This window comes from Nocardia sp. NPDC041819 (assembly GCF_055590505.1).
Window position 1 is genome coordinate 1 of sequence record NZ_JBVJAP010000032.1, and the last position, 24,958, is coordinate 24,958.

Below are 24,958 nucleotides of genomic sequence, written 5' to 3' on the forward strand. Positions count from 1 at the left end.
CCGAGAACGCCACGGCGACAGGAACATTCACTTCACCCACCGTGACATCGTGACGTCACCGCGACAGACTCACCACCGAAAGTGCGACAGAGCCGCCGAAACTGTGGTACGGCATGCCCGCCTACGCCAAGGACGGCAAGGTCCTGTGCTTCTTCCAGAGCGCCGAGAAGTTCAAAGCGCGGTACGCGACATTCGGTTTCAACGACATCGCCGCACTCGACGACGGCACCGTGTGGCCGACCGCCTTCGCGCTCACCGAGCTGACCGCCGCCGACGAGGCGCGGATCAGTGACCTGGTGAAGAGGGCGGTGGGCTGAACAACCGGCCTGCCACTGCGCCACAGTGGCAGGCCCGCCCGGTGCAGCTGACCGGCCACCGGCTCCCTGCGAGGCGCGTCCGGACCGGACGAATGTTTCCGCGGCGGACCTGCACTGTTGCCGAATCCCATGTGCGTCGGCATTGCCCGCGCGATGGAGGCGATCGAGGATCGGTGCTGTCGGGGAATCATCCGGCAGCGAATTCAGGGGGTGGAAGTATGCGGCGGTACGTGGGCATGCTCGTTCTGCGCGTCAAACGGTCTCGGGTCACGCATTCCTATCTCTACGTGAGCTGTGATCAGTGGCCGCCGTTCCCGAGCTGAGTGCGAACGGCCGGGCGAGGCGGAGAATTCCCGGCCCGCCCGGGCATCCGCTCGTCGGCGATCTCGTGAGCTATCAACGCGATCCGATCCGGTGGATGGTCGGCGCACGCGTCGCCCACGGCGATGTCGTGCAACTCGCACCCGGAATCGTGGTGCTTTTCGATCCGGACGCCGTGCACCGCGTGCTCACCGAGACGAACGTGAACTACGTCGTCGATTCCGGCCGCCTCGCCGGTGCGCGCAGCCGCCGCGAACGCCTGTCCAGACTGGACACGTGGAAACTGGTTCGCCGGGACCTGTGGCACGGATTCGACACGGAAGTGGTCGATGCGCACGTTCGCCGGTATCGCGAGTGGATGGGCAGTGAACTCGTCGACCGCGACGCCGGGCTGGTGGATGTCTGCCGTGACCTCTGCGGCCGTGGAATCGTCGATTTCTACTTGGGCGGCGACAGCGGCACCGCGGCTCTGCTCACCGAGATCCGTGCCGCCGCCGACCAGCTGTTCGCCCGTTCGCTGGAATCCCTGGACCGAGCGGAAGCACGCGTGCCCTGGTGGCCGAGACCACGCGCTGCCCGAGCAGGTTCGGCCGACCAGAGGCTCGTCGAACTCCTGGGCGAGGCCATCCGGCGGCGCGCCGCCGCGCGCCGTTCGGCACGCCCTCGTGACGGCCTCGACGTGCTTCTCGCGGCGTGCGGCGGCGCAGCGGACAATCGGCTCCTCGCAACGCTGCGCATGGCTTTGTTCGCATCGCACGGAGTGCCCGGAGTCGCACTGTCCTGGCTGCTGCTGCGGCTGGCCGACGACGCAGGCCTGCGGACCCGGGTACTCGGCGAACTCGGCGACGATCCGAGGGTCACCGGATCGGTGGCCACCGACTTCCCCTACACCATGGCAGTGATCCGTGAGACGCTGCGCATGAACCCACCACAGTGGATTCTGTCGCGTACCGCGGTGCGGGACACCGAGATCGGCGGGTACCGGGTCAAGGCGGGTTGGGAGGTCGTCATGTGCCCCTACCTGTTGCACCGCGATCCCGGCGCGTGGGCCGAGCCCGAGCGGTTCGATCCCGGCCGCTGGTCGGATGCCATCCCGCACCCCCGCCATTCGTATCTCCCGTTCGGCTCCGGCACCCGCATCTGTCCGGGATCACAACTGGGCATGCTCGAGATGGTCTTGGCCGTACAACAGCTGTTCACTCGCTACGAGCTGTCACTTCCGGAATTCGACACGGTGACACCGGCCTTCACGACGTTGCTGCAACCGGCGAACGTCACACCCGGGTGGCGCCGCCGACGGTAGCAGCGTGGCTCGACCAGCAGCTCGAGGCCGGACGCGCCTGCTGCCGGGTCGGTCGGAGGTGAATCGCAGCCCGCTCGGGGAGGGTGAGGGCCGTAGCGTCAGGTCACTATCCGGAGGGGATGTTCGAGCAGGTCTTTCAGCTGTTGCAGGAACTGGGCGGCCACGGCTCCGTCGATGGCGCGGTGGTCGGCGGACAGGGTGACGCGCAAGATTTTCCTGGTCACCACTCGGTCGTCGTCCAGCCGCAGTTCGTCGGTGGCCGCGCCGACGGCCAGGATGGCGGCCTCCGGTGGGTTGATCACGGCGGTGAAGTGCTCGATTCCGAACATCCCCAGGTTGGAGATGGTGAAGGTGCCGCCGTTCATCTCGTCGGTGCGCAGCTTGCGCTCGCGGGCGCGGTCGGCCTTGTCGCGGCTTTCGGCGGCGATCTCCGACACGCTCTTGCGATCGGCATCGTGCAGCACCGGGACGAGCAGGCCCGCGGGAGTGGCGACGGCGATGCCGAGGTGCACTCCGCGGTGCCGCAACAGCTTGTCGCCCGCGAAGGAGACGTTGACCGAGGGGTTCGTCCGCAGCGTCGCGGCGACGGCTTTGACCAGCAGATCGTTGACACTGACCTTTCCCGCGCCGGTCTGCGCCAGCGTGGCGTTGATCTGCGCGCGGAAGCCGAACAGTTCGGTGACATCGATCGCGGAGGTCAGATAGATGTGCGGGGCCTGCTGTTTGCTCTGTGTCAGCCGCGTGGCCGAGACCCGTTGAACGGTCGTCAGCGGGATCTCCTCGTAGTCACCCGCAGTCGCGGAAGAGGTCCCGGTCGAGGCAGCAGGGACGACTTCGGTCGGCGAGTCGAGTTCGGCTGCGCGATGGGCGGATTCGACATCCTGCCGGACCACGCGTCCGCCCGGGCCGGTGCCCGCCACGGTGGAGATGTCGACACCGAGTTCGGCGGCGATCTTGCGGGCCAGCGGCGAGGTCTTCTTGCGTTCCGGCGTTGCGTGGGCGCCGTCAGTGGCGGCCGGAACCGCGCGGCTGCCCGGCTCGGGGCCGCTGCCGGGACGCGGTGCGGGCGCTTGCTCGACCGGCGCGGCGGCGGCCGGGGGTGGCGCGTGGCCGCTGACGCCGGTCGCGGCTGTCGCACTGCCGTCACCGATGAGGCCGATCGGGGTCCCGATCGGCACTCGCGCGCCCTCGGCGGCGAGAATCTGCTCGAGCACGCCGTTGTCGTAGGCCTCGAGCTCCATGAGCGCTTTGTCGGTTTCGATCTCGGCGAGGATTTCACCTCGCTCGACCGGATCGCCCACCCGTTTGAGCCAGGAGACGATGACGCCTTCCTCCATGGTGTCGGAGAGGCGGGGCATGGTGATTTCGGGCATGGGATGCGTCCTCGGGTCTCAGCGTCGTTTGCCGACCGCCGCGAGGGTTTCCACCGCGGCGGTGTACAGCGAATCGGCCGACGGCAGGGCGAGCCGTTCGAGCGGCTTGGCGTAGGGCAGCGGCACTTCGGCCATGGCCACCCGGCGAACCGGAGCGTCCAGATAGTCGAAGGCGCCGTCGGAGATGGAGGCGGCGACCTCGGCGCCGATTCCGTAGGTGAGCCAGTCGTCCTCGCCGATCACGGCGCAACCGGTCTTGCGAACGGACTCGACGAGGGTGTCGCGGTCGAGCGGACGAAGGCTGCGCAGGTCGACGACCTCGGCGCTGAAGCCGTCGGCGGCGAGTCGCTCGGCGACCTCGGTGCAGACCGTGGCCATGCGGGAGTAGCCGATCAGCGTGATATCGGAGCCGGTCCTCGTGATCGCGGCCTTTCCGATCCGGGCGGCCGGAAGATTCTCCGGCACTTCGCCTTTGGTGTTGTAGAGCGACAGGTTCTCCAGGAACAGCACCGGATCGTCGTCTTCGATGGCGGCTTTGAGCAGCGCTCGCGCATCGGCCGGAGTGCTGGGCGCGACCACCTTCAGGCCCGGCACGAAGGCGTAGTACAGCTCGATGTTCTGCGAGTGTGTCGCGCCCAGTTGCTGTCCGCCGCCGCCCGGTGTGCGGATGACCATGGGCACGCTGGTCTGTCCTCCGAACATGCCGTAGATCTTGGCGGCGTGGTTGACGATCTGATCGAGCGCCAGCAGCGAGAAGTTGATCGTCATGATCTCCACCACCGGGCGCAGGCCCAGCATGGCGGCGCCGATGGCGGCGCCGACGAAACCCTCTTCGGCGATGGGGGTGTCGCGCACCCTTTTCTCGCCGAATTCGGCCAGCAAACCCGCGGTGATCTTGTAGGAGCCCTCGAAGATGCCGATCTCCTCCCCGATGAGGAAGACATCGTCGTCGCGCCGCATCTCCTCGCGGAGGGTTTCGCGCAGCGCCTCGCGATAGGTCATGACAGCCACGGTGATGTCCTTAACTGGTGAACAGCGGATCGGCGGGCAGGCGGCGCGAGTCGCCCGCCACGGGCGTCGCGTAGTTGTAGTCGAACAGGCTCGACGGCTGCGGGTGCGGACTGCTCGCGGCGAATTCGACCGCCGCGGCGACCTCGGCGTTCACCTCGGCTTCCAGCGCGGCCACGGACGATTCGCTCAATACACCGGCGGCGAGCAGCGCGTCGCGCCACCGGACGACGGGATCGTTGCTCCGGGCGATCGACACGGCCTCTTCGGTACGGTATTTCGCCGGGTCCACCACCGAATGGCCCTTGAGGCGGTAGCTGACCGCCTCGAGCAGCGCGGGTTTGCGTTCGCGCCGGGCGGTTTCGATCAGCTCACCGGCCATTGCGCGCACGGCCAGCACATCGGTGCCGTCCACGCGCTCTCCGCGCATGCGGTAGGCGGCCGCGCGCTTCCACAGATCCGGTTCGGCGGAAGAGCGTTCGACCGTGGTGCCCATCCCGGTCTGATTGTTGATCACGAGGAACACCACCGGCAGATTCCACAGCGCCGCGATGTTCAACGACTCGTGGAACGCGCCGATATTGGTGGTGCCCTCGCCCATCTGGCACACCACCACGTCGTCTTCGCCGCGATAGTCGATGGCCAGCGCCGCGCCGACGGCCAACGGCACCTGGCCGCCCACGATGGCGTAACCGCCCAGCAGGCGGGTCGCGGTGTCGTACATGTGCATGGAACCGCCCCAGCCCTTGGAGGTGCCGGTGGAGCGGCCGTAGAGTTCGGCCATGACCCGGCCGGGCTCGATGCCTTTGGCCAGCGCGTAACCGTGCTCACGATAGTTGGTGAACAGGTAGTCGGTCGGGCGCATGGCCGCGCCGAGCCCGACCACGGTGGCCTCTTCGCCCAGGTTGAGGTGGCAGTAGCCGCCGATCTGGGCCTGCTGGTAGCTCTGTGCGGTGCGCTCCTCGAACCGGCGCACGAACAGCATGTCGCGATACAGTCCGCGCAGCGTGTCGGGATCCTCCGCGGTGATGCGCGCGTCGACCGGGTTGCCCGCGCCGGTGACGCGGGTTTGCGTGGAGGCATCGTCGATGCCGCGATCCTCGGCGATCGACGCGGACGGACGCGTCGCCGACCGAGTCGTCTTGCGACTCGGTTTGCGGGGGGTGGTGCTGGTGGTCACGGCAGGGCTCCTCAACGCTTCCTCGGCGCGATGTGCACGGGCAGTCCGAGGCCGGCCAGGGCCGCCTCCATGCCGATCTCGCCGAGAGTGGGGTGGGCGTGGATGGTGTCGGCGAGTTCGTCGAGGGTCGCCTCCAGGGAGATGGCCAGCGCGCCCTCGGTGATCAGGTCGCTGGCCGAGGGGCCGATGATGTGCACGCCGAGCACTTCTCGATGACGCTGCCCGGCAACGATTTTGACGAATCCCTCGGTCTCGCCGAAGGTCTGGGCCCGGCCCAGCGCGGCGAAGGGGAAGCGCGCGGTGACGACCTCGTGCCCGGCGGCGCGTGCCTTCGCCTCGGTGAGCCCGACGCTCGCGATCTCCGGGTGGGTGAAGGTGGCGGCCGGGATGGCGGTGTAGTCGATGTGCGCCGGGTGACCGGCGATCACGTCCGCGGCGGTGAGGCCCTGATGCGAGGCGACGTGCGCGAGCAGGGCACGTCCGGTGACGTCTCCGATGGCGTAGACGTGCTCGACGCCGGTGCGCAGCTGCTCGTCGACGGGGATGAAACCGCGAGCGTCGGTGCCGATTCCCGCGACGTCCAGGCCGAGATCGGCGGTGTTGGGCCTGCGTCCGACGCCGACCAGCACCACGTCCGCGTCGAGTTCGCGCGCGTGCTTGCCGGTCACGCTCACCCGCAGCGCGTCGCTGCGCGTGATGGCTTCGACCGTGGAGCCGGTGAGCACGGTGATGCCGCGCTTGGTGAACGACCGTCCCAGGGCGGCGCCGAGATCGGCATCCTCCAGCGGCACCAAGGTGTCCTGCATTTCGACGATGGTCACCTGAGTGCCGAAGCTCGCGAACAGGCTGGCCCATTCGGCGCCGACCGCGCTGCCGCCGATGACGACGAGGCGTTCGGGCACGTCGGTCAGCCCGAACGCGCCGTCGGAGGTGATGACGCCCGGCAGGTCCGCACCCGGGATCGCCAGTCGCGCGGGCACCGATCCGGTCGCGATGATCACGTCGGTCGCGCTGATCGCGCGGGTGGCGGTGGCCGTCGGCGCGGCGGCGTAGCGGGGGCCGCCGGGGAAGACCGGCGACTGGGCTGCCTCGAACACCTCGACACCGGACGGGCCGGTGAAGCGGGCGTGACCCTCGATCACCGTCACATCGTTGGCGGCGAGCAGGCCCGCCACGCCGTCGGTGAGTTGCTTGACGATGCCGTCTTTGCGGTGGCGCACCGCGGCGAAATCGTAGCGCACGTTGTCGGCGTAGATGCCGAAATCCGCTGCGGTGCTCAGGGTGTGGAAGATTTCAGCGGATCGCAGCATCGCTTTGGTCGGAATGCAGCCCCAGTTGAGGCAGACCCCGCCAGGGCGCTCCTTCTCGACCAAGCCGACCCGTAGGCCGCGTTGGGCCGCGCGGATGGCGGCGACGTATCCGCCGGGGCCGCCGCCGACCACCAGGAGATCGAAATCCGGCACTCGTGGTGCTCCTCGTCCTCGATGATTCGATCCACCCCCGGTTGTGGGGTGGATCATCGCTATCGAGTGTTGCCGTAGCGAAGTGCACAGACAATTGCCACGAAGCCCAGTAGTGCAGCGTCCTGATTGGGCGCTGCGCCCAATCGGCCGACAGGATCAGGCTCCGTCCGACGCTCGGGCGAGGTCGAGCGCGGCCAGTGCCAGGGACAGTTCCACATAGTCGCGCCGGCCTTCGAGCGGGCGCCCGAGCAAGGTCGAGATGCGGTGCAGCCGATTGATGACAGTGTTGCGGTGGCAATGCAGTCGTGTCGCGGCGTGGGCCGCTGAGCAGTCGTGCGTCAACCAGGCCGCCAGGGTGTCCAGCAAGGTCGCGCGTTCGGCCGCCGGCAGTGCCAGAACCGGACCGAGAGTGTGCGTGACCAGCATGTCGGTCAGGTCGGTCGAGCGTACGAGCAGGGCGTGCTGGAAGCGCTCGTGCAGCGGCACGAGGCCGGTCGCGTCCCGGGGCAAGGTCTGCAGGGTCAGCAGTGCCCAGCCGTGCGCGGTGCCGACCTGCGCCAGCCCGCCGACCGCCGGTGAGGCGCCTGCTCGTCCGCGGATATGCGGTTCGATCCGGCGCAGGACGGAGGCGACGTCGTGGCGCTCGACCGCTATCAGCCCGACCGTCGAGTCGACGCGGTCGTGCCACACCGAACGGATGCCGACCGCGGCCAACGCGGCCTCGGTACCGGTGTGCACCGCCTCGCCTTCACCGCAGGCGACTACGACGAGAAAGGCGCTACCGGCCGGAAGGTTCAGCTCGCGCGCGGCGCGCGCGGCGAAGGTGGTGTCGTGGGCTCGGCCCGCGAGCAGGTCCTCGATCAGGGCGTGCCTGCGGCGTTCGTCGCTGCGCAGTTGCTCGAGTTCGGTATTCCGGTAGGAGGTGACCAAGGACGAGGACAGTGCGTCGATCACGGCCCACAACCCGGTGCCCGCCGCACGGATCTCGCCGGGAGCGAGTTCGTCGGCCTTGTCCAGCAGGACCTCCCACACGATCCGGCCGCCGAGGCGGAAGGTGCGCAGCATGGCTTCCAGCGGCACACCCTGTTCGGCGCGGCGGCGGCCGATGGACGCGGCGACCTCGTCGTCGAACGCGGTGGCCGGAGCGCCCAGCAGGTCGAGGATGCGGGTCACGTAGCGGCGGCAGCCGTCGACCAGGTCGGCGCGTGCAACCGTCGAATAGTCGGTCCACTCGGGATTGTCGGTGAAGATCTCCGAGATCAGCCGGTCGGTCAGCGCCGGAATGTCGGCACGACAGGCGGCCGCCAGCTCCCGGGTGCGGGTCTGCGGAATCGCCTTCTTCGATGTCGACATGTCGCTGGAGGTCCTTTTCATCGGCCGTGCGCCACGACTACGCGCGCTGCGGCGTACCACGACGGTATAGCCGACGAACCGGTGCGGTGGACCGGGTGGTCTCACGCCAGTGCTCGATTCCCAGCGGTGGCGGCACTACCGTTCGTGCCGAGATCGCGGTTCCCCTCGGTTATCAATACCGTAGATGCGGCAATATGCTGTGCTCCGTGTCGAATCTACGGATCAGTGAGGTGGCCGCGTTGCTGGGGGTCAGCGACGACACGGTGCGGCGATGGATCGACCAGGGCCGTCTGACCGCGATTCAGCTCGACAGCGGCCGCATGGGGGTCAGCGGCCGCGAGCTCGCCCAGTTCCTGCGGGCCAATGCCGATGCGCCCGCACCCGGGGCGACGGTCGCGGCCTCGGCCCGCAACCGGATGCGCGGAATCGTGACCCGGGTGGTCAAGGACACCGTGATGGCGCAGGTGGAGATGCAGGCCGGACCGTTCCGGCTGGTATCGCTGCTGAGCCGGGAATCGGTCGACGAACTCGGTCTGGAAGTCGGCAGCATCGCTGTCGCGTCGGTGAAATCCACGCACGTCGTCGTGGAGATACCGGAAAGTTGACGAGGATGAGAATGATTCGCAAATGGGGTGTCGCGGCCGCGACCGTGTCGGCTGTCGTGACCGCGGCGGGCTGTGGTTCCGGCGACACGAGTGGGCACGCCGACGCGCAGCATGTGTCGGGCACGGTGACCGTGTTCGCCGCCGCTTCGCTGACCGAGACGTTCGGCGAGCTCGGCAAGCAGTTCGAGGCCGCGCACCCGGGCCTCGAGGTGGTTTTCAGCTTCGGCGCCAGTTCCGCCCTGGCCGAACAGATCAACCAAGGCGCACCGGCCGACGTGTTCGCCTCGGCCGCGCCCAAGAACATGCAGCAGGTTCGCGACAAAGGTTCGGTCACCGCCACGCCGGTCACTTTCGTGCGCAACCGGCTCGAGATCGCGGTGCCGAAAGGCAATCCCGGGCACATCACCGGGCTGGCCGATTTCGGCAGGACCGAGCCCAAGCTCGCCTTGTGCGCGCAGCAGGTGCCCTGCGGTGCGGCGGCCGAGACGGTGTTCCGGACCGCGGGCATCACACCCCAGCCCGATACCCGCGAGCAGGACGTGAAGGCCGTCTCGACCAAGGTCACCCTCGGCGAGGTCGACGCCGCGCTGGTCTATCGCACCGACGTCGAAGCGGCGGGCGACAAGGTCGAGGGTATCGACTTCCCGGAATCGGCCGGGGCGATCAACGACTACCCGATCGCGCCGCTGGCGCACGCGCCGAACGCGGCGGCCGCCGCGGCGTTCGTCGAGTTCGTGACCTCGGAGAAGGCCGAGCCGGTCTTCGCCGCGGCAGGGTTCGACACCCCGTGATCGCGCCCTCGCGCCGGCGGGCGGTGCTCGGGCGGCGACCGGTCGCGCTGATGCTGCCCGCCGTCTGCGGGCTGGCGTTCCTGGTCGTCCCACTGATCGGGCTGCTGGCGCGAGCGCCGTGGGCGAGCATGCCGGACCGGCTGCTCAGTGCCGAAGTCGGCCGGGCGCTGCGGCTTTCGCTGGTGTGCGCGACCGCGGCCACGGCGATCTGCTTGGTTCTGGGCATTCCGCTGGCCTGGGTACTCGCGCGCGCGGAACTGCCCGGGCGCGGACTGATCCGCGCCTTGGTCACCGTGCCGCTGGTGTTGCCGCCGGTGGTCGGCGGTGTCGCGCTGCTGCTGGTGCTCGGGCGGCGCGGGCTGATCGGACGGTACCTCTACGAATGGTTCGATGTCTCGCTGCCGTTCACCACCGCCGGGGTGGTCGTGGCCGAAGCGTTCGTGGCCATGCCCTTTCTGGTGATCTCCGTCGAAGGAGCCCTGCGGGCAGCTGATCCGCGGTTCGAGGAGGCGGCCGCCACGCTCGGCGCCACCCGCTGGTACGCCTTCCGCCGGGTCACTTTGCCGTCGGTGCTGCCCGGAGTCATCGCCGGTTCGGTGCTGTGCTGGGCGCGTGCGCTCGGTGAGTTCGGCGCCACCATCACGTTCGCGGGCAACTTCCCGGGCCGTACCACCACCATGCCGCTGGCGGTCTATCTCGCGCTGGAGAGCGATCCGGACGCCGCGATCGTGCTCAGCCTGGTGTTGCTGGCCGTCTCGGTCGCCGTGCTGGTCGCGTTGCGCGAACGGTGGATCCGGGGAGCGGTATGAGCTTGGAGGCCGACCTGCGGATCGACCGAGGACGTTTCGCGCTGGAGCTGCCCCTGGTCGCCGAACCGGGGGAGGTGGTCGCCCTGCTGGGACCGAACGGAGCGGGCAAGACCACTGCCCTGCGCTCCCTGGCGGGACTGATCGCGTTGACCGGCGGGCACATCCGGTTGGACGGAACCACCTGGGACGCGCCACCGTCGATTTTCGTGCCCGCCGAACACAGGCGGGTGGGTGTCGTGTTCCAGGACTACCTGCTGTTCGGGCATCTGTCGGCACTGGAGAACGTCGCCTTCGGGCTGCGCGCCAGGGGGTATCGGCGCGCTGCGGCCCGCGCGCAGGCCACCCGCTGGCTCGACCGGGTGGGCCTGGCGGATTTCGCGGAGCGCAAACCGCGAGCGCTGTCGGGTGGGCAGGCGCAACGGGTCGCATTGGCCCGCGCGCTGGTCACCGAACCGCGGCTTCTGCTGCTCGACGAGCCACTCGCCGCGCTGGACGCCGGCACCAAGCTGCACGTGCGCTCCGACCTCGCCCACCATCTGCGCGACTACCCTGGCCACACCGTGCTGGTCACCCATGACCCGCTCGACGCGATGGTCCTGGCCGACCGGCTGGTCATCCTCGAGGACGGCGCGATCGTCCAGCAAGGACCGCCCGCGCAAGTGGCGGCGCGGCCCCGATCGGATTACGTGGCCACGCTGATGGGTTTGAACCTCTACCGCGGCACCGCGCGTGGCACGCTCGTCGACCTGGACGGGGGCGGCAGCATCACCATCGCCGAGCCCGCGCAGGGGCGGGTCCATGTGGCTTTCGGCCCCAACGCCGTCGGCCTGCATCCGCGACAACCCGTGGGCAGCCCGCGCAACTGCTGGCCGGTCACCATCACCGGTATCGAGCAACACGCTCACATCACACGGATTCGTCTCGACGGCACCCCGCCCGTACTCGCCGACATCACACCGGCCACCGTCGCCGAGTTGCGGCTCCATCCGGGGCAGCGGCTGTGGGCCGCGGTGAAGGCCACCGAAACGCGCGCGTATCCAGCGTGAAAAAAAGAAAGCAAGAAGTCACGCACTCCTTGCCACTTTCAACATATATCGCACCCGGGGCCTTGCGGCAAGACCCCGGTCGTGCTGCACAATCTCCAGCCGAAGCCATAACCTGCGGAAATCGCGGATCGCGGGGGTATGTGCGCTTCGGCTCCGAGTGGGTTTCGCGGGATACAGGGATGGAGTTTGCGTGATCGATGTGATCGTCACCGGCGGCGGACCGACGGGATTGATGCTGGCCTGCGAGTTGCGGCTGCACGGCGTGCACACGCTGGTGCTGGAAAAGGAGGCGGAGCTCACCGAGCGGTCGCGGGGGCAGGGGCTGCACGCGCGCAGCGTCGAGATGATGGACCAGCGCGGCCTGCTGGACAGGTTCCTCGCGGTCAGCAAGAAGTTCCAGGTCGGCGGTCTCTTCGGCGGCATCGTGAAGCCGTGGCCGGACCGGATGGACACGGCGCACCCCTACGGTCTCGCCAATCCTCAGACGGTCACCGAACGGCTGCTGAACGAGCGTGCTCTCGAACTCGGCGCCGAGATCCGCCGCGGCTGCGAACTGGTCGGGCTGACCCAGGACGAGGGCGGGGTGGCCGTGGAACTGGCGGACGGGACGCACTTGCGTGCGCGCTACCTCGTCGGATGCGACGGCGCTCGCAGCACCGTGCGCAAACTGCTCGGCGTGGGTTTCCCCGGCGAGCCGACCAAGGTCGAGACGCTGCTTGGCGTGATGGAGTTGACCGAGGACCCGGCGACGGTGGCCGCGATCGTCGCGGAGGTCCACCAGACCCAGAAGCGGTTCGGGGCCGCCGCCGTCGAGCACGAGGAGGGTGTGTACCGCATCGTCGTACCCGCCGCCGGGGTAGCCGAGGATCGTGCGGCCGCACCGACGTTCGAGGAGTTCACACAGCAATTGCGCACCTTCGCGGGCACCGACTTCGGCGCGCGGGCGCCGCGTTGGCTGTCCCGGTTCGGCGATGCCACTCGGCAGGCCGAGCGCTACCGGGTCGGCCGGGTGCTGCTGGCCGGCGATGCGGCGCACATCCACCCGCCGACCGGTGGGCAGGGGCTCAACCTCGGCATCCAGGACGCGTTCAACCTCGGCTGGAAACTGGCCGCCGAGGTCGACGGCTGGGCGCCGGAGGGGCTGCTGGACAGCTACCACGACGAACGGCACCCGGTGGGAGCGCGCGTGCTGGAGAACACCCGCGCGCAGATCACCCTGATGGGGTCCGATCCGGGTGCGACCGCGCTGCGGGAGCTGTTCTCGAAGCTGATGGACTTCGAGGAGGTGAACCGGTACGTCACCGAGATGATCACCGCGGTCGGGGTCCGCTACGACCTCGGCGAGGGGCACGACTTGCTCGGCAGGCGGATGCGGGACGTGGCGTTGAAGCAGGGGCGCCTCTACGAGCGGATGCACGGCGGCCGCGGGCTGCTGCTCGACCAGACCGGCCGGCTCTCGGTGACGGGCTGGGCGGATCGCGTCGACCACGTCGTCGACGTCAGCGAGGAACTGGAGGTGCCCGCGGTGCTGTTGCGTCCGGACGGTCATGTGGCGTGGGTCGGTGAAGATCAGCAGGAGCTGCTCGGCCAGCTGCCGAAGTGGTTCGGCGCCCCCGTGGGCTGAGCCATGCGGTCATGATCCGAGACGGCGACCAGCGGGCTGGGTGCCGATGCTGGTGGCCGAACGTCTCCTGCTTTGCTTCAATCGATGTATGTGCAGGTGGATGGCTTATTCCGGTGAGCCGATCCTGGCCGAGGAACTCTTGTTCCGGCCGGCGCATTCGTTGATCGATCAGAGCTTGCACTCCCGGCTCGGTGCGACGACCACGAACGGTGACGGCTTCGGGATCGGCTGGTACGGCGAAGGTCCGCGTCCGGCCATGTTCAAGAACATCGAACCGGCGTGGAACGACCGCAACCTGCGGGAGATCGCGGCTCAGGTGCGCACGTCGCTGTTCTTCGCGCACGTGCGCGCCTCGACCGGAACCGAGGTGCAGCGCACCAACTGCCATCCGTTCCGTCACGGGCACTGGTTGTGGATGCACAACGGATCGCTGCGCGGTTTCCGGGAGTTCAAGCGCGATCTGATGACGGCGGTGGAACCGGCGTTGTTCGCCGACATCGAGGGTTCCACGGATTCGGAAGTGCTCTTCTTCCTGGCGCTGAGCTTCGGACTCGTCGACGACCCGTTCGGCGCGGTCGCCCGCGCAGTCGGCTTCGTCGAGGACGTCGGTCGCGCATACGAGGTCGAGGCCCCGGTGCAGATGACCGTCGCGACCACCGACGGCGCATCCATGTGGTTCTTCCGGTATTCCACCGAACGGCGATCGCGGTCGCTGTTCTACTCCACCGATGTCGCGAAAGTACGTGCGCTGCACCCGGAGGTGAAAGCTCTCCGCCTGCTCGGCGAGGAGGCGCGATTCGTCGTCTCCGAGCCGCTGCGCGACCTGCCGGGGGAGTGGAACGAGGTTCGGGAGTCGTCGGCCGGCGTCGTGCGCCTCGGTCACGACGAGACCCGCCCGTTCCAGCCGATCGCTCCCTGACACACTCGGCCGCTGACCGCATGGTCGGAATCCGTTGTGCCGGTGCGTCTGTGCCTGTGCGTCGTGGCCTGCGTCTTGTGGGGGATAGGTGTGGCGATGGTTAGGCTGCGGCGTTGTGCGTGGGCTGTCGTCGGTATCGACGTTGTGGTTGGTGTGGGTGGTTACGCGGCTGCTGATGGTGGTGTTCACCGGGGTGACGGTGTTGCCGCACAGCGTTTGGGATGCCTCGGCCGCGGACTTGACGCTGTACCGGGAATGGGCCGAAATCATCGTCGGCCGGGGTGTTTTCCCGCTGGACGACGAGCGGTGGCAGTATCCGCCCGGAGCGGGGGTATTGCTGGCGGTGCCTTGGCTGCTCGGCGACGGGTTCGCCTACAACTGGTTGTTCTTCGCGCTGGTCGCCGCGGCGGACGCGAGCGTACTGAGTTTGCTGATCCGGGCCGCAGGTGCTGACGGGCGGGCAGTCGCGCAGACCGGGCCGTGGGTATGGACGGTCGGGGTGGCTTTGCTGGGCCGGGTCTGTTACGGCCGATTCGATTTGATCGTGGCCGCCACGGCGGCCGCGGCACTGCTGTGGTCGACGCGCCGACCGGCGTTGGCCGGCGCGGCCGCTGCCGCGGGCGTCTTGCTGAAAGTGTGGCCGGTGGTGGTTCTGCTGGGGTTGCGCAGGCGAACGCTGTGGCGGATGAGTGCGGTGGCGGCCGGCGCCGGTCTGACCGCGAGCGTCGGATTGACGGCGCTGGGCCCCGGCGCGTGGTCGTTTCTGCAATTCCAGTCCAAGCGCGGGCTGCAAATCGAATCCGCCGCTGCCACACCGCTGTTGATCGCGCGTCTGGTGAACGGCGGGTGGACCATCGTGCATCGTTACGGGGCCGACGAGTTGTCCGGGCCCGCGGTGTCTGCCGCGGCCCGCGGGTGCGTGGCCGCCACGGTTCTCGGCGGCGCGATATTGCTGTTCATCTGGTGGCGCATGCGGCCCCCGGCAGCGGATCTGGCCTTGGCCGCGGTACTGCTCGCCTTGGTGACCAGCCGCGTACTCAGCCCGCAGTACCTGGTGTGGGCGGTGGCGGTGGCCGCGGTCTGCGCGCTCGACTCGCACACCACGCAGCGGCCCGTGGTGATGCTGGTGCTGGCGACGGCGCTGCTGAGCCAGGTGGAATTCCCGTTCGTGTACGACCGGGTGGCTACCGGAAGCCGGCCGGGGGTGATTGTGCTGGCACTGCGCAACGGCCTGCTGCTCTGCGCGACGGTGTGGTCCGTGGCACGGCTGCGTGGCGAGGGAACTCGCACAGTTCGCGATTACCCGGGATCGCCCCGGTCCGTGAGCAGACCGACGGCCGCATCGTCCCGCTGACCGACGCCCGCTGCCGCTCCGTCAACCGGCGCGATCGGCGTCAGAGCTCGGCGACCAGGCCTGCCGCCGCTTCGATGGCGGCGGCCTCGTGGTCGAGCAGGACGTCGCCGCCTTGCGTGGTGACGATCGGGGTGTACGGGTCGTCCACGAATTCTTCACCGAGCAACTCGCGCAGCACCGCGAGCCCGCAGAACGGAACGTAGTGCGGGCTGTAGCCGCCTTCTTGCACGAACGCGATCCGGCCCGCGCAGGTTTCGGCGGCGATGTCGAGCATCCGCCGGGTCAGCTGCCGGAAGCCGCCGCTGGTGACCATCTGCCGGGCCAGCGGATCGAGAATGCTCGCGTCGAAACCGGAGGCCACGATGATCAGCTCGGGGGCGAAGGCTCGGAGCGCGGGCTCGACGACCCGGTCGATCGCGTGCAGATAGGCGGCGTCCCCGCTGCCGGGTGGAAGCGGCACGTTGAGCGCGTAACCGTATCCGGCGCCCGCGCCGCGCTCTTCGCGGTAGCCGGAATTCGGCGGGAAACACAGATGCTGATGGATCGAGAGGGTCAGTACCGACGGATCCTCGTACCAGATGTCTTGCGTGCCGTTGCCGTGGTGGACGTCCCAATCGACGACGGCGATGCGCCCGACGCCGAGCACGTTTTTCGCATAGGCGGCGGCGATGGAGACGTTGTTGAAGATGCAGAAGCCCATGCCGGTGGCGCGGGTCGCGTGGTGCCCGGGCGGATTGACCAGTGCGTAACCGTTGTCGACCGTCCCCGCGAGCACATGCTCGACGAGTGCGATCGCACCGCCCGCCGAGAGCGCGGCGATCTCATATCCGCCTTTCCCGAACGACGAGACGCCGTCGCCGGCGTCCCCGCCTTTCGGAAGCAGATTCTCGGCCTTGATCCGCTCCAGATGGTGCGCGGTATGCACCCGCAATATGTCCGTCTCGTCGGCGGGCGCCGCTGTTATCGAATGCAGCTTGTCCAGCAAGCCCGACACCGAGACCAACTCGTGAAAACGCCGTTTGGTGTCGGGATGAGCGAGGTGGTGCCCGATCGGCTGAAGGCCGGCCGTGGCGTCGGACGGGAACAAGCTTCCGCTGCCGGTGTCGGCCCAGCCGTAGAGGGTGTTCCACACGTATCCAGTTGTCATGCTGAACTCCTAGCGGTCGGCGGACCACCACACCGTCCACCTACATCCGACGCGCCGCAGTGGACGCTCGCGCTCATTACAGGCACAGCAGCCACCACGCCGCAACCGGAGAGCTTGCCATCTGTGGCGGCGGCGGCAACGGTGCTGAAACCGTGTCGGGCAGTGGTCGAAACGGATCGGAAGGGCAGGGTATGCCTCCGATTATGTGGTGGCGACGAGCCAGGCGACTTTTGGATACAGTCGTGTCGTGGCATTCGAGATCACGGCCGAACAGATCGACATCATTCAACACGACGCGATGCCCATGGCGGCTTATATCTCCCGCCCGGCTCGACCGGGCGACTACCCGCTGGTCCTCGTCGGAGCGGAATTGTGGGGCCTGACGAATGAGGTTCGGGCCGTCGTCCGTGATGTGGCCGCGCTGGGGTATGTGGCGATCGCGCCGAACCTGTACCACCGCTCCGGTCCCGACACCTCAACCGGTATCGAGGAGAGCGATGCCAATCGGGCCCATGCGTTCGATCTGCTGGGCAGGTTGACCCGGGACGGGGTGGAGGCGGATCTGCGCGCCGCCGCCGACTATGCCCGAGAGCATGCCGGTGCCGCTGACCGGACCGGCATGCTGGGCTTCAGCCTCGGTGGGCATGTCACCTATTTCGCGGCGACCCGGCTGCCGCTGCGCGCCGCGGCGATCTACTACCCGGGATGGCTGCCCGACCCCGGAACGGCGTTGAGCGTTCCGGACCCGCTGTTGGCGGCGACCTCGCGGATCACCGCGCGCCTGACGCTGTTCTTCGCCGAGCAGGACCATGTCATCGATGCCGACCAGCGGCGCCGGATCGAGGAAGCGCTGTCGGCGGCGTCCGTCCGGCACGAAGTAGTCGTGTATCCCGGTGCCCGCCACGCCTTCTTCTTCCCCGGTCGCGAGCCCTATGACAAGCAAGCCGCCGACGATTCCTGGCAGCGTGTGCGCGAACTGTTCGCTGCCGAATTGAGCACCAGCTGATCCCGCGGTCCCTCGCCGGGTAGCGCACCGCGGCATCACCCGCACCGTTCATGCCACATCGTCGAGTTCCCTACAGTGGACTCGGCTCCGAGGCGTGGGTGGCGCCGATCCAGTGCAGGAGTCGATGAATCGTTTCGTCCGCGAGGCGGTAGCGCACGATGCGGCCACTCTTGGATGCGGTGACCCACCCCTGGTGACGCAACTGGCGCAGGGCGTGTGAGGCGGCGGTCGCCGTCATCTCCACCGTGGCGGCGAGTTCTGTCACGCTCTGGCCGGGGGTGTGGTGCAGGCACACCAGCAGCCGCAGCCGATTGGCGTCGGACAGCAGGTCGAATCGGTGTGCCCAATGCTCGACGCTGGAGACGTCCAAGCCGAGCCCGGCGGGCCGGGCGTGTTCGGAATCCAGCGGGTCACTCGTAGCCACCGCTCTACTCTGCCGTTGTCTGCTCGGTGCGGCCAAATATTGCGGACACCCATATATCGGTCCAGTTGAACATATATCGCGTGTATCGTTTCTCTGGGTGAGGGAGACCATGTCGGCGATGCATATGAGCGATGGCATCGTCGACGCACCCACCTCCGCGGTATTCGCGGTCATCGCCCTCGCCGGGCTGGGATTCGCGGCGTGGCGCGCGCGTGCCGAACTCGATGAGCGTGCCGCTCCGATGGCCGGTCTGGTGGCCGCGTTCATCTTCGCGGTGCAGATGGTGAACTTCCCGATCCTGCCGGGCGTGAGCGGGCATCTGCTCGGTGGCGCGCTCGCCGCGATCTTGGCCGGGCCCTACGTGGGTGCGCTGTGTGTGGCGATCGTGCTCGTCGTGCAGGCACTGCTGTTCGCCGACGGCGGGTTGACGGCGCTGGGTACGAACATCACGAATATGGCGTTGCTCGGGGCAGCGGCGGGCTATCTCACCGCGCGCCGGTTGCTGTCTTTCGCGCCGAGACGCGGCGGGATCGGTATCGTCGCGTTCGTCGCCGCGCTGGCCGCAACCATCTGTGCCGCCATGGGTTTCGCTGCCGAGTACGCCATCGGTGGGGCGGCGGGATCCACTGTCGGTGCGGTGACCTGGTACATGCTGGGCACCCACGCATTGATCGGCATCGGGGAAGGCATCATCACCGCGATCACCGTCGTCGCCGTAGTCGACGCCCGCCCCGACCTCGTCTACCTTCTGCGTGCCGCCGATCGGACGAAAACGCGTGCGCGGACGCCGCGCGCCGCACTCTCGATGAACGGATTCCTGTTCGGGTTCGCCGCCGTCGCGGTACTTGTCGCGGGCCTGCTCTCGTACCTGGCGAGTTCACGACCCGACGGTCTCGATGCCACGACACGGCGCGGCTGTACCGTGGTGCAGGTCGACGGCAACGAAGAACTGCGCGGCGAGTGCATCGCGCGGAACGCGGACGATCACGCGTTGGCGGATTCGCCGCTGGCCGGGTACACGATCGACGGCGATGACCGGCTGACCGGCGTGGCGGGCATTCTCGGAGCCGCCGCCGCATTCGCCGCGCTGTTCGCCGTGGTGCGCATCATCAGGGTAGGTCGGTCGAATCGCACTGGGGGCGAACGCGTTTCGAATGGCGCAACCGAGTCACCCGAACCGGAGTCCGGCTAGGTGTCCACCGTCAGCCATCGGCTGCACCTGCCCGGCGGTTCGCCGGTGCATCGGACTCCGGCCGAGGCGAAGATCGTCTGCGCCGTGATCACCGTCTTCGCGGTGGTCGCGACACCAAGGGACATGTTCTGGCCGTTCGCCGTCTATGCGGCCGGATTGCTCGTCGTCTGGCGCGTGGCGCGGATTCCGCCGCGGTGGATCGCGCCGCGGCTGCTGATCGAAATGCCCTTCGTCGTGCTGGCGATTCTGCTGCCGTTCGCGGCCGGAGAACCCAGAACGACTGTCTTCGGACTGTCGCTGTCGACGACGGGCGTCCACGCCGCATGGGGAATCATCGCGAAAGGTTCGATCGGAGTGGGTGTTTCGCTGACCGTCGCGGCCACCACGAGCGTGCGCGAGCTGCCCGGCGGACTCAGCAGGCTCCATGTGCCCGGCATGCTCGTCACGATCGTCGTGCTGATGCTGCGGTATGTGGACGTGATCGCCGACGAGGCGGCCCGCATGCGGTTGGCGCGGATCTCGCGCGGAGACGACCCGCGGACGATGCGTCAGATCGGTGCTACAGCGCGCGGCGTCGGCAGCCTGTTCCTGCGATCCTACGAACGAGGCGAACGGGTTCACCTGGCGATGCTCTCGCGCGGGTTCACCGGTGCGATCACCGATTTCGGCACGCCTCCGGCCACCTGGAGGCAATGGATCTTCTCCTGTGTTCCCGCCTCGGCCGCCCTCGGTGTCTGTGTCGGCGCCTGGGTCGCCCGGTGAACGAGTCGACGGCCCCCGCCGTACGTCTGGCCGGCGTGACCTTCGCCTATCCGGATGGGACCGGGGCGTTGCACGGGGTGGATCTCGACATCGCCCGCGGCGAACGGGTCGCGGTTCTGGGCCCCAACGGCGCGGGCAAATCGACACTGATGCTGCATCTCAACGGTGTGCTCAGCGCGACATCGGGCGAGGTGTACATCGGCGGCACCCGCGTGGACCGCACCACCGTGCGCGCCGTACGCCGGCGCGTCGGCGTCGTCTTCCAGGACCCCGACGACCAACTGTTCATGCCTACCGTCGAACAAGATGTCGCGTTCGGACCCGCCAACTTCGGCATGCGCGGCGAAGACCTCGCCGAGAATGTGCGCTTCGCGCTCGCCGCCGTCGGGATGACCGATCGAGCCGACCGCTCCCCGGCCCGTCTGTCGCTGGGCGAACGCCGCCGCGCCGCGCTGGCCACCGTCCTGGCGTGCCGCCCGGAGGTACTCGTCCTCGACGAGCCCGCGGCCAACCTGGACCCGGTCGCCCGGCGAGAACTCGCCGAGATCCTGCTCACCCTGCCGACGACACTCGTCCTGGTCACCCACGATCTGCCCTACGCCCAGCGCATCTGCGAGCGTGCCGTCATCCTCGACGACGGACACGTCGTCGCCGACGGGCCGATAGACGAGATACTCGCCGATACCCGGCTCCTTGCCGAACATCGCCTCAGTTGAACCGGCCGGAGAAACTTTCGCAATCTACGCATATTCGCTGGTTTCGGTACGCAAATATCGGCATCTGCGAGGCATTTCGAGCCGTTATGGGCGTGAGTAGCGTGCGAATCGGAAACCGGAAATCGACGTTCGGAGGCGCACCCCGTGATAAACCACCTCGTCCGCACCCACCGCTCCGCCGAGCACTTCCCGCGCGAGGAGCATCTCGCGTGGCGGATCGCCGAGGTTGCCGCGGATCCGGTGGCGGTCGCGCCGGAGACCGAGGAGATGATCGTCAACCGGATCATCGACAACGCGGCGGTCGCGGCCGCGTCGGTGACTCGCCGTCCGGTGGCCAACGCCCGGGCGCAGGCGCTGACGCATCCGTATCGACCGGGCGCGACGGTGTTCGGTGTGCCGGGCCGGTTCTCGCCGGAATGGGCGGCCTGGGCGAATGGTGTCGCGGTACGCGAGCTGGATTTCCACGACACCTTCCTGGCCGCGGAGTACTCCCACCCCGGTGACAACATCCCGGCGATCCTGGCGGTGGCCCAGCATGCCGGCCGCAGCGGCCGGGACCTGATCCGCGGGCTGGCGACGGGGTACGAGATCCAGGTGGATCTCGCACGTTCGATCTGCCTGCACGAGCACAAGATCGACCATGTGGCCCATCTCGGTCCCTCGGTGGCGGCCGGTATAGGCACGCTGCTGGCGCTGGACACCGAGACCATCTACCAGTCCATCGGCCAGGCATTGCACACCACCACCGCGACCCGCCAGTCCCGCAAGGGGGAGATCTCGAGTTGGAAGGCCTACGCGCCCGCCTTCGCCGGAAAAATGGCGGTGGAGGCCGTGGACCGCGCGCTGCGTGGCGAGGGCGCCCCGTCGCCGATCTGGGAGGGCGAGGACGGTGTGATCGCCCGGCTTCTCGGCGGACCCGAGAGGGAATATTCGGTGCCGCTACCCGCCCCGGGCGAGCCCAAGCGTGCGATCCTCGACACCTACACGAAGGAGCATTCCGCCGAATACCAGAGCCAGGCGCCGATCGATCTGGCTCGGCGGATGCGCGAGCGGATCGGTGACCTGGACCGGATCACCTCGATCGTGCTGCACACCAGCCACCACACCCACGTGGTGATCGGCACCGGATCGGGCGACCCGCAGAAGTTCGATCCGACCGCGTCGCGGGAGACCCTGGACCACTCGGTCATGTACATCTTCGCCGTCGCCCTGCAGGACGGCACCTGGCATCACGAGCGCTCCTACGCGCCCGAGCGCGCGCAGCGCCCCGACACTGTCGAGTTGTGGCGCAAGATCTCCACCGCCGAAGACCCGGAGTGGACCCGCCGCTACCACTCGACCGATCCGGGTGAGAAGGCGTTCGGCGCCCGGGCGGAGGTCACATTGAACAGCGGTGAGGTGATCGTCGACGAGCTGGCGGTGGCCGACGCGCATCCGCTCGGCGCGCGCCCCTTCGCCCGCGGCGAGTACATCGCCAAGTTCCGGACACTGGCGCATGGCGTCATCGATCCCGCCGAACAGGACCGCTTCCTGGAAGTCGCGCAGCGCGCGGCCGAGTTGTCGGCCGAGGAGCTGTCACAGTTGAACTGCGAGGTCTCCGATCGGGTGCTCGCACGGGCGCCGAAGCTGCCGGAAGGGCTTTTCCGATGACCGGCCTGCTGGCCGCGGCGACCTCGGCCGCCGACAAGCGCGCCGCGTTCCGCGCGGGACTGACCTCCGGAACGATCCAGCGATTCCCCGGCGCGTTCAACCCCCTGGTGGCTGCCCTGATCCAGGAGATCGGCTTCGAAGGCGTCTACGTCTCCGGGGCGGTCGTCTCCGCCGATCTCGCTATGCCCGATATCGGGCTCACCACGCTGACCGAGGTCGCCGGACGCGGCAGGCAGATCGCGCGGGTCACCGACCTGCCGGTGCTCATCGACGCCGACACCGGCTTCGGCGAACCGATGAGTGCCGCACGCACCGTCTCGATTCTGGAAGATGCCGGAATCGCGGGCTGTCACCTCGAGGACCAGGTGAATCCGAAACGGTGCGGTCACCTCGACGGCAAGGCCGTGGTGACGCCCGAGGCGATGGTGCGCAGGCTCAGGGCAGCGGTGTCCGCGCGACGGGACCCGAACTTCGTGATCTGCGCGCGCACCGACGCCGCAGGAATCGAAGGCATCGACGCCGCGATCGATCGGGCGAACGCCTACGCCGACGCCGGCGCCGACCTGATCTTCACCGAAGCGTTGCGGACGGTCGCCGAGTTCGAGAAGTTCCGGGAGGCCGTCTCGATTCCTCTGCTGGCCAACATGACCGAATTCGGCAAGTCGGAGCTGATCCCGGCGGCCACTCTGCAGTCCATCGGCTACAACGCGGTGATCTACCCGGTGTCGACGCTGCGACTGGCGATGTTCGCGGCGGAAGCCGGATTGCGCGAAATCTTCGAGCACGGCACGCAGGCGGGCCTGCTGGATCGGATGCAGCACCGCAGCCGTCTCTACGAACTGCTGCGATACGAGTCCTACAACGAATTCGACTCCGACATCTTCAATTTCACTACGGGAAGGAACCCGTGATGACGGACACCGCGATACCGGCCATCAGCAAAGGTCTGGCAGGGGTAGTCGTCGACACCACCGCCATCTCGAAGGTGGTGCCCGAAACCAACTCCTTGACCTACCGCGGCTACGCCGTCCAGGATCTGGCCGCCCACTGCGGCTTCGAGCAGGTGGCCTACTTGCTCTGGCACGGTGAACTGCCCACCGACGCCGAGTTGGAGAGGTTCTGCCAGCAGGAGCGGGCATGGCGGCGCGCCGACCGGTCGCTACTGTCGCTGGTGGCCAAGATGCCGGACAGCTGCCACCCGATGGATGTGGTCCGCACGGCAATCAGCTACCTCGGCGCCGAAGATCCGGCCGAGGACGACAATTCGGCGAGGGCCAATCGCGCCAAAGCACTTCGCATGTTCGCGGTGCTGCCGACCATCGTCGCGGCCGACCATCGCCGCCGCCATGGTCTGGACCCGGTCGCGCCGCACTCGCACCTGGGGCATGCCGAAAACTTCCTGAACATGTGCTTCGGGACCATCCCATCGCGCGAACTGGTGAAGGCGTTCGAGGTGTCGTTGATTCTCTACGCCGAGCACAGTTTCAACGCCTCCACCTTCGCGGCTCGGGTGGTCACCTCCACGCTGTCGGATATCTACAGCGCCGTCACCGCCGCCATCGGCGCTTTGAAGGGGCCGCTGCACGGCGGCGCGAACGAGGCGGTCATGCGCGACATGCTCGAGATCGGCGATCCCGCGCTGGCCGAGAAGTGGCTGCGCGGCAAGCTGGCCGAGAAGGAAAAGGTCATGGGCTTCGGCCACCGCGTCTACAAGAATGGTGACTCCCGGGTACCCACCATGAAGAAGGCCTTCCTGGATATCGCCGCCGCGAACGACGGCCGGAAGTGGGTGCGGATGTACGAGATCCTCGAACGCGCGATGAACGAGGCCACCGGCCTCGCGCCGAATCTGGACTTCCCGACCGGCCCCGCCTACTACCTGCTCGGCTTCGACATCGAGGTCTTCACCCCGATCTTCGTGATGAGCCGCATCACCGGCTGGACCGCGCACATCATCGAGCAAGGCGAATCGAACGCACTGATCCGCCCGCTGAGCGCATACATCGGAGTACCACAGCGCTCGGTCGTCGCCTGAGCCCTGTCGTGGGTACCGACGGTTCGCGCGCGCTGACAAGGTGCCCGCCCCGGTTCGCCGAACACAGTCTCACCGGGCATGCCCGGCCTCTAAGACGACTTGGCGGGCAGCGTAGGTCCGAGCGGCCGAGGCGGTCGGTGACTCGGCTGGTGGTTGACGCCCCTCGCAGCACTATGTGACTCGACATTATCCAATGCAAGACGAAGGTCGAAGGCGGAACATGTATCCCGTTCCGTCGAGTCTTCGGGAGAGCTGTCGGCGTTCGCCTCTTGCCCAGACCTGGGTTGACGCCCCCTCAGGCAAGCAATTAGGCCGTGTCGGCCAGCTCGCCCACCGGAGCGCAGAAGGTTGCGACCGCTCCTGAACACAACCGGGACAACAGCTAGAACGTGTGCTAAGTTAATAGCCATTCTGATCGTAAGGACAGGCGATGACACTCTCGCCGCCGCGTCCTCGCGATCCCGTCCCGGCTCAATGAGGAGTGGTGTTGTGATGGATGGTTTCAGTAGGCGTGAGGCGTTGCGGGCTGGTGGGGTGTTGGGGGCGGTGGGTGCGTTGTC

At 68.0% G+C, this 24,958-nt stretch carries 23 protein-coding genes and 1 pseudogene; 17 read left to right on the forward strand and 7 right to left on the reverse strand.

The window, feature by feature from the left end; translation table 11 throughout:
• The first annotated feature begins 113 nt into the window (after window positions 1-113).
• Window positions 114-317: a hypothetical protein gene (locus tag ACZ6DL_RS37245; protein WP_466058339.1), complete on the forward strand. Its 204-nt coding sequence runs from the start codon at window positions 114-116 to the stop codon at window positions 315-317.
• 301 nt (window positions 318-618) lie between these two features.
• Window positions 619-1,941, forward strand: coding sequence for a cytochrome P450 (locus ACZ6DL_RS37250; protein WP_466058341.1), 1,323 nt, complete (start codon window positions 619-621; stop codon window positions 1,939-1,941).
• Window positions 1,942-2,039: 98 nt separating this feature from the next.
• On the opposite strand, the gene ACZ6DL_RS37255 is transcribed toward ACZ6DL_RS37250, so the two are convergent.
• From ACZ6DL_RS37255 to ACZ6DL_RS37275, 5 genes are all read right to left on the reverse strand, one after another.
• Window positions 2,040-3,314 carry a dihydrolipoamide acetyltransferase family protein gene (locus ACZ6DL_RS37255; RefSeq protein WP_466058343.1) on the reverse strand — a complete coding sequence of 425 codons (1,275 nt, stop codon included), beginning with the start codon at window positions 3,312-3,314 and terminating at the stop codon, window positions 2,040-2,042.
• An 18-nt stretch (window positions 3,315-3,332) separates the two neighbouring features.
• A complete protein-coding gene (locus tag ACZ6DL_RS37260; RefSeq protein WP_466058344.1) occupies window positions 3,333-4,316 on the reverse strand; it encodes an alpha-ketoacid dehydrogenase subunit beta in 984 nt (327 codons plus the stop codon).
• Between the two features lie 19 nt (window positions 4,317-4,335).
• Complete coding sequence (pdhA, locus tag ACZ6DL_RS37265) at window positions 4,336-5,502, reverse strand: pyruvate dehydrogenase (acetyl-transferring) E1 component subunit alpha (protein WP_466058345.1); 1,167 nt, start codon at window positions 5,500-5,502, stop codon at window positions 4,336-4,338.
• 11 nt (window positions 5,503-5,513) lie between these two features.
• Entirely contained in the window at window positions 5,514-6,965 is a 1,452-nt protein-coding gene (lpdA, locus tag ACZ6DL_RS37270) for a dihydrolipoyl dehydrogenase (RefSeq protein ID WP_466058347.1), read from the reverse strand.
• Between the two features lie 156 nt (window positions 6,966-7,121).
• Window positions 7,122-8,318, reverse strand: coding sequence for a PucR family transcriptional regulator (locus ACZ6DL_RS37275; RefSeq protein WP_466058348.1), 1,197 nt, complete (start codon window positions 8,316-8,318; stop codon window positions 7,122-7,124).
• Between the two features lie 206 nt (window positions 8,319-8,524).
• On the opposite strand from ACZ6DL_RS37275, the gene ACZ6DL_RS37280 reads away from it, so the two are divergent.
• The 7 genes from ACZ6DL_RS37280 to ACZ6DL_RS37310 all read left to right on the forward strand — a co-directional run bounded on the left by ACZ6DL_RS37280 (window position 8,525) and on the right by ACZ6DL_RS37310 (window position 15,466).
• Window positions 8,525-8,923: a TOBE domain-containing protein gene (locus ACZ6DL_RS37280; protein WP_040868681.1), complete on the forward strand. Its 399-nt coding sequence runs from the start codon at window positions 8,525-8,527 to the stop codon at window positions 8,921-8,923.
• Window positions 8,924-8,934: 11 nt separating this feature from the next.
• The gene (gene modA, locus ACZ6DL_RS37285) at window positions 8,935-9,714 is read left to right on the forward strand and encodes a molybdate ABC transporter substrate-binding protein (RefSeq protein ID WP_466058350.1); all 780 of its coding nucleotides are present in this window, start codon (window positions 8,935-8,937) and stop codon (window positions 9,712-9,714) included.
• Window positions 9,715-9,764: 50 nt separating this feature from the next.
• On the forward strand, window positions 9,765-10,523 hold the full coding sequence (gene modB / locus ACZ6DL_RS37290; RefSeq protein ID WP_051175428.1) for a molybdate ABC transporter permease subunit: 759 nt from the start codon (window positions 9,765-9,767) through the stop codon (window positions 10,521-10,523).
• On the forward strand, window positions 10,520-11,569 hold the full coding sequence (locus ACZ6DL_RS37295) for an ABC transporter ATP-binding protein (protein WP_040868662.1): 1,050 nt from the start codon (window positions 10,520-10,522) through the stop codon (window positions 11,567-11,569). The genes modB and ACZ6DL_RS37295 overlap by 4 nt, the downstream gene beginning before the upstream one ends.
• A 190-nt stretch (window positions 11,570-11,759) precedes the next feature.
• Window positions 11,760-13,193 carry a rifampin monooxygenase gene (rox, locus tag ACZ6DL_RS37300; RefSeq protein ID WP_466058352.1) on the forward strand — a complete coding sequence of 478 codons (1,434 nt, stop codon included), beginning with the start codon at window positions 11,760-11,762 and terminating at the stop codon, window positions 13,191-13,193.
• Between the two features lie 100 nt (window positions 13,194-13,293).
• Entirely contained in the window at window positions 13,294-14,112 is an 819-nt protein-coding gene (locus tag ACZ6DL_RS37305; protein WP_040868664.1) for a class II glutamine amidotransferase, read from the forward strand.
• Window positions 14,113-14,227: 115 nt separating this feature from the next.
• Window positions 14,228-15,466 (forward strand): glycosyltransferase family 87 protein, encoded by a 1,239-nt coding sequence (locus tag ACZ6DL_RS37310; RefSeq protein WP_466058354.1) that lies wholly within the window; start codon window positions 14,228-14,230, stop codon window positions 15,464-15,466.
• A gap of 40 nt (window positions 15,467-15,506) precedes the next feature.
• On the opposite strand, the gene ACZ6DL_RS37315 is transcribed toward ACZ6DL_RS37310, so the two are convergent.
• Window positions 15,507-16,613, reverse strand: coding sequence for a class II histone deacetylase (locus ACZ6DL_RS37315; protein ID WP_466058356.1), 1,107 nt, complete (start codon window positions 16,611-16,613; stop codon window positions 15,507-15,509).
• Between the two features lie 247 nt (window positions 16,614-16,860).
• Between ACZ6DL_RS37315 and ACZ6DL_RS37320 the strand changes: the two genes are divergently transcribed.
• Window positions 16,861-17,619, forward strand: a complete 759-nt coding sequence (locus tag ACZ6DL_RS37320; RefSeq protein ID WP_466058358.1) for a dienelactone hydrolase family protein — start codon at window positions 16,861-16,863, stop codon at window positions 17,617-17,619.
• Window positions 17,620-17,689: 70 nt separating this feature from the next.
• Here the strand turns inward: ACZ6DL_RS37320 and ACZ6DL_RS37325 are convergent, their stop codons facing one another.
• Window positions 17,690-18,025, reverse strand: a complete 336-nt coding sequence (locus ACZ6DL_RS37325) for an ArsR/SmtB family transcription factor (protein WP_040868685.1) — start codon at window positions 18,023-18,025, stop codon at window positions 17,690-17,692.
• Between the two features lie 127 nt (window positions 18,026-18,152).
• Here ACZ6DL_RS37325 and ACZ6DL_RS37330 point away from each other — a divergent pair.
• The 7 genes and pseudogenes from ACZ6DL_RS37330 to ACZ6DL_RS37360 all read left to right on the forward strand — a co-directional run.
• Window positions 18,153-18,818: pseudogene (locus ACZ6DL_RS37330) on the forward strand (energy-coupling factor ABC transporter permease); the annotation flags it as partial.
• A 30-nt stretch (window positions 18,819-18,848) separates the two neighbouring features.
• The gene (locus tag ACZ6DL_RS37335; RefSeq protein WP_466058371.1) at window positions 18,849-19,235 is read left to right on the forward strand and encodes a PDGLE domain-containing protein; all 387 of its coding nucleotides are present in this window, start codon (window positions 18,849-18,851) and stop codon (window positions 19,233-19,235) included.
• On the forward strand, window positions 19,236-19,997 hold the full coding sequence (cbiQ, locus tag ACZ6DL_RS37340) for a cobalt ECF transporter T component CbiQ (protein ID WP_466058360.1): 762 nt from the start codon (window positions 19,236-19,238) through the stop codon (window positions 19,995-19,997).
• Window positions 19,994-20,713 carry an energy-coupling factor ABC transporter ATP-binding protein gene (locus ACZ6DL_RS37345; protein WP_466058362.1) on the forward strand — a complete coding sequence of 240 codons (720 nt, stop codon included), beginning with the start codon at window positions 19,994-19,996 and terminating at the stop codon, window positions 20,711-20,713. Before cbiQ ends, ACZ6DL_RS37345 begins: the two co-directional genes overlap by 4 nt.
• Before the next feature lie 144 nt (window positions 20,714-20,857).
• Window positions 20,858-22,363, forward strand: a complete 1,506-nt coding sequence (gene prpD / locus ACZ6DL_RS37350) for a 2-methylcitrate dehydratase PrpD (protein WP_466058364.1) — start codon at window positions 20,858-20,860, stop codon at window positions 22,361-22,363.
• Window positions 22,360-23,274 (forward strand): methylisocitrate lyase, encoded by a 915-nt coding sequence (prpB, locus tag ACZ6DL_RS37355; RefSeq protein WP_466058366.1) that lies wholly within the window; start codon window positions 22,360-22,362, stop codon window positions 23,272-23,274. Before prpD ends, prpB begins: the two co-directional genes overlap by 4 nt.
• Window positions 23,274-24,398, forward strand: coding sequence for a bifunctional 2-methylcitrate synthase/citrate synthase (locus ACZ6DL_RS37360; protein WP_466058368.1), 1,125 nt, complete (start codon window positions 23,274-23,276; stop codon window positions 24,396-24,398). The genes prpB and ACZ6DL_RS37360 overlap by 1 nt, the downstream gene beginning before the upstream one ends.
• The last annotated feature ends 560 nt before the right edge of the window (window positions 24,399-24,958 follow it).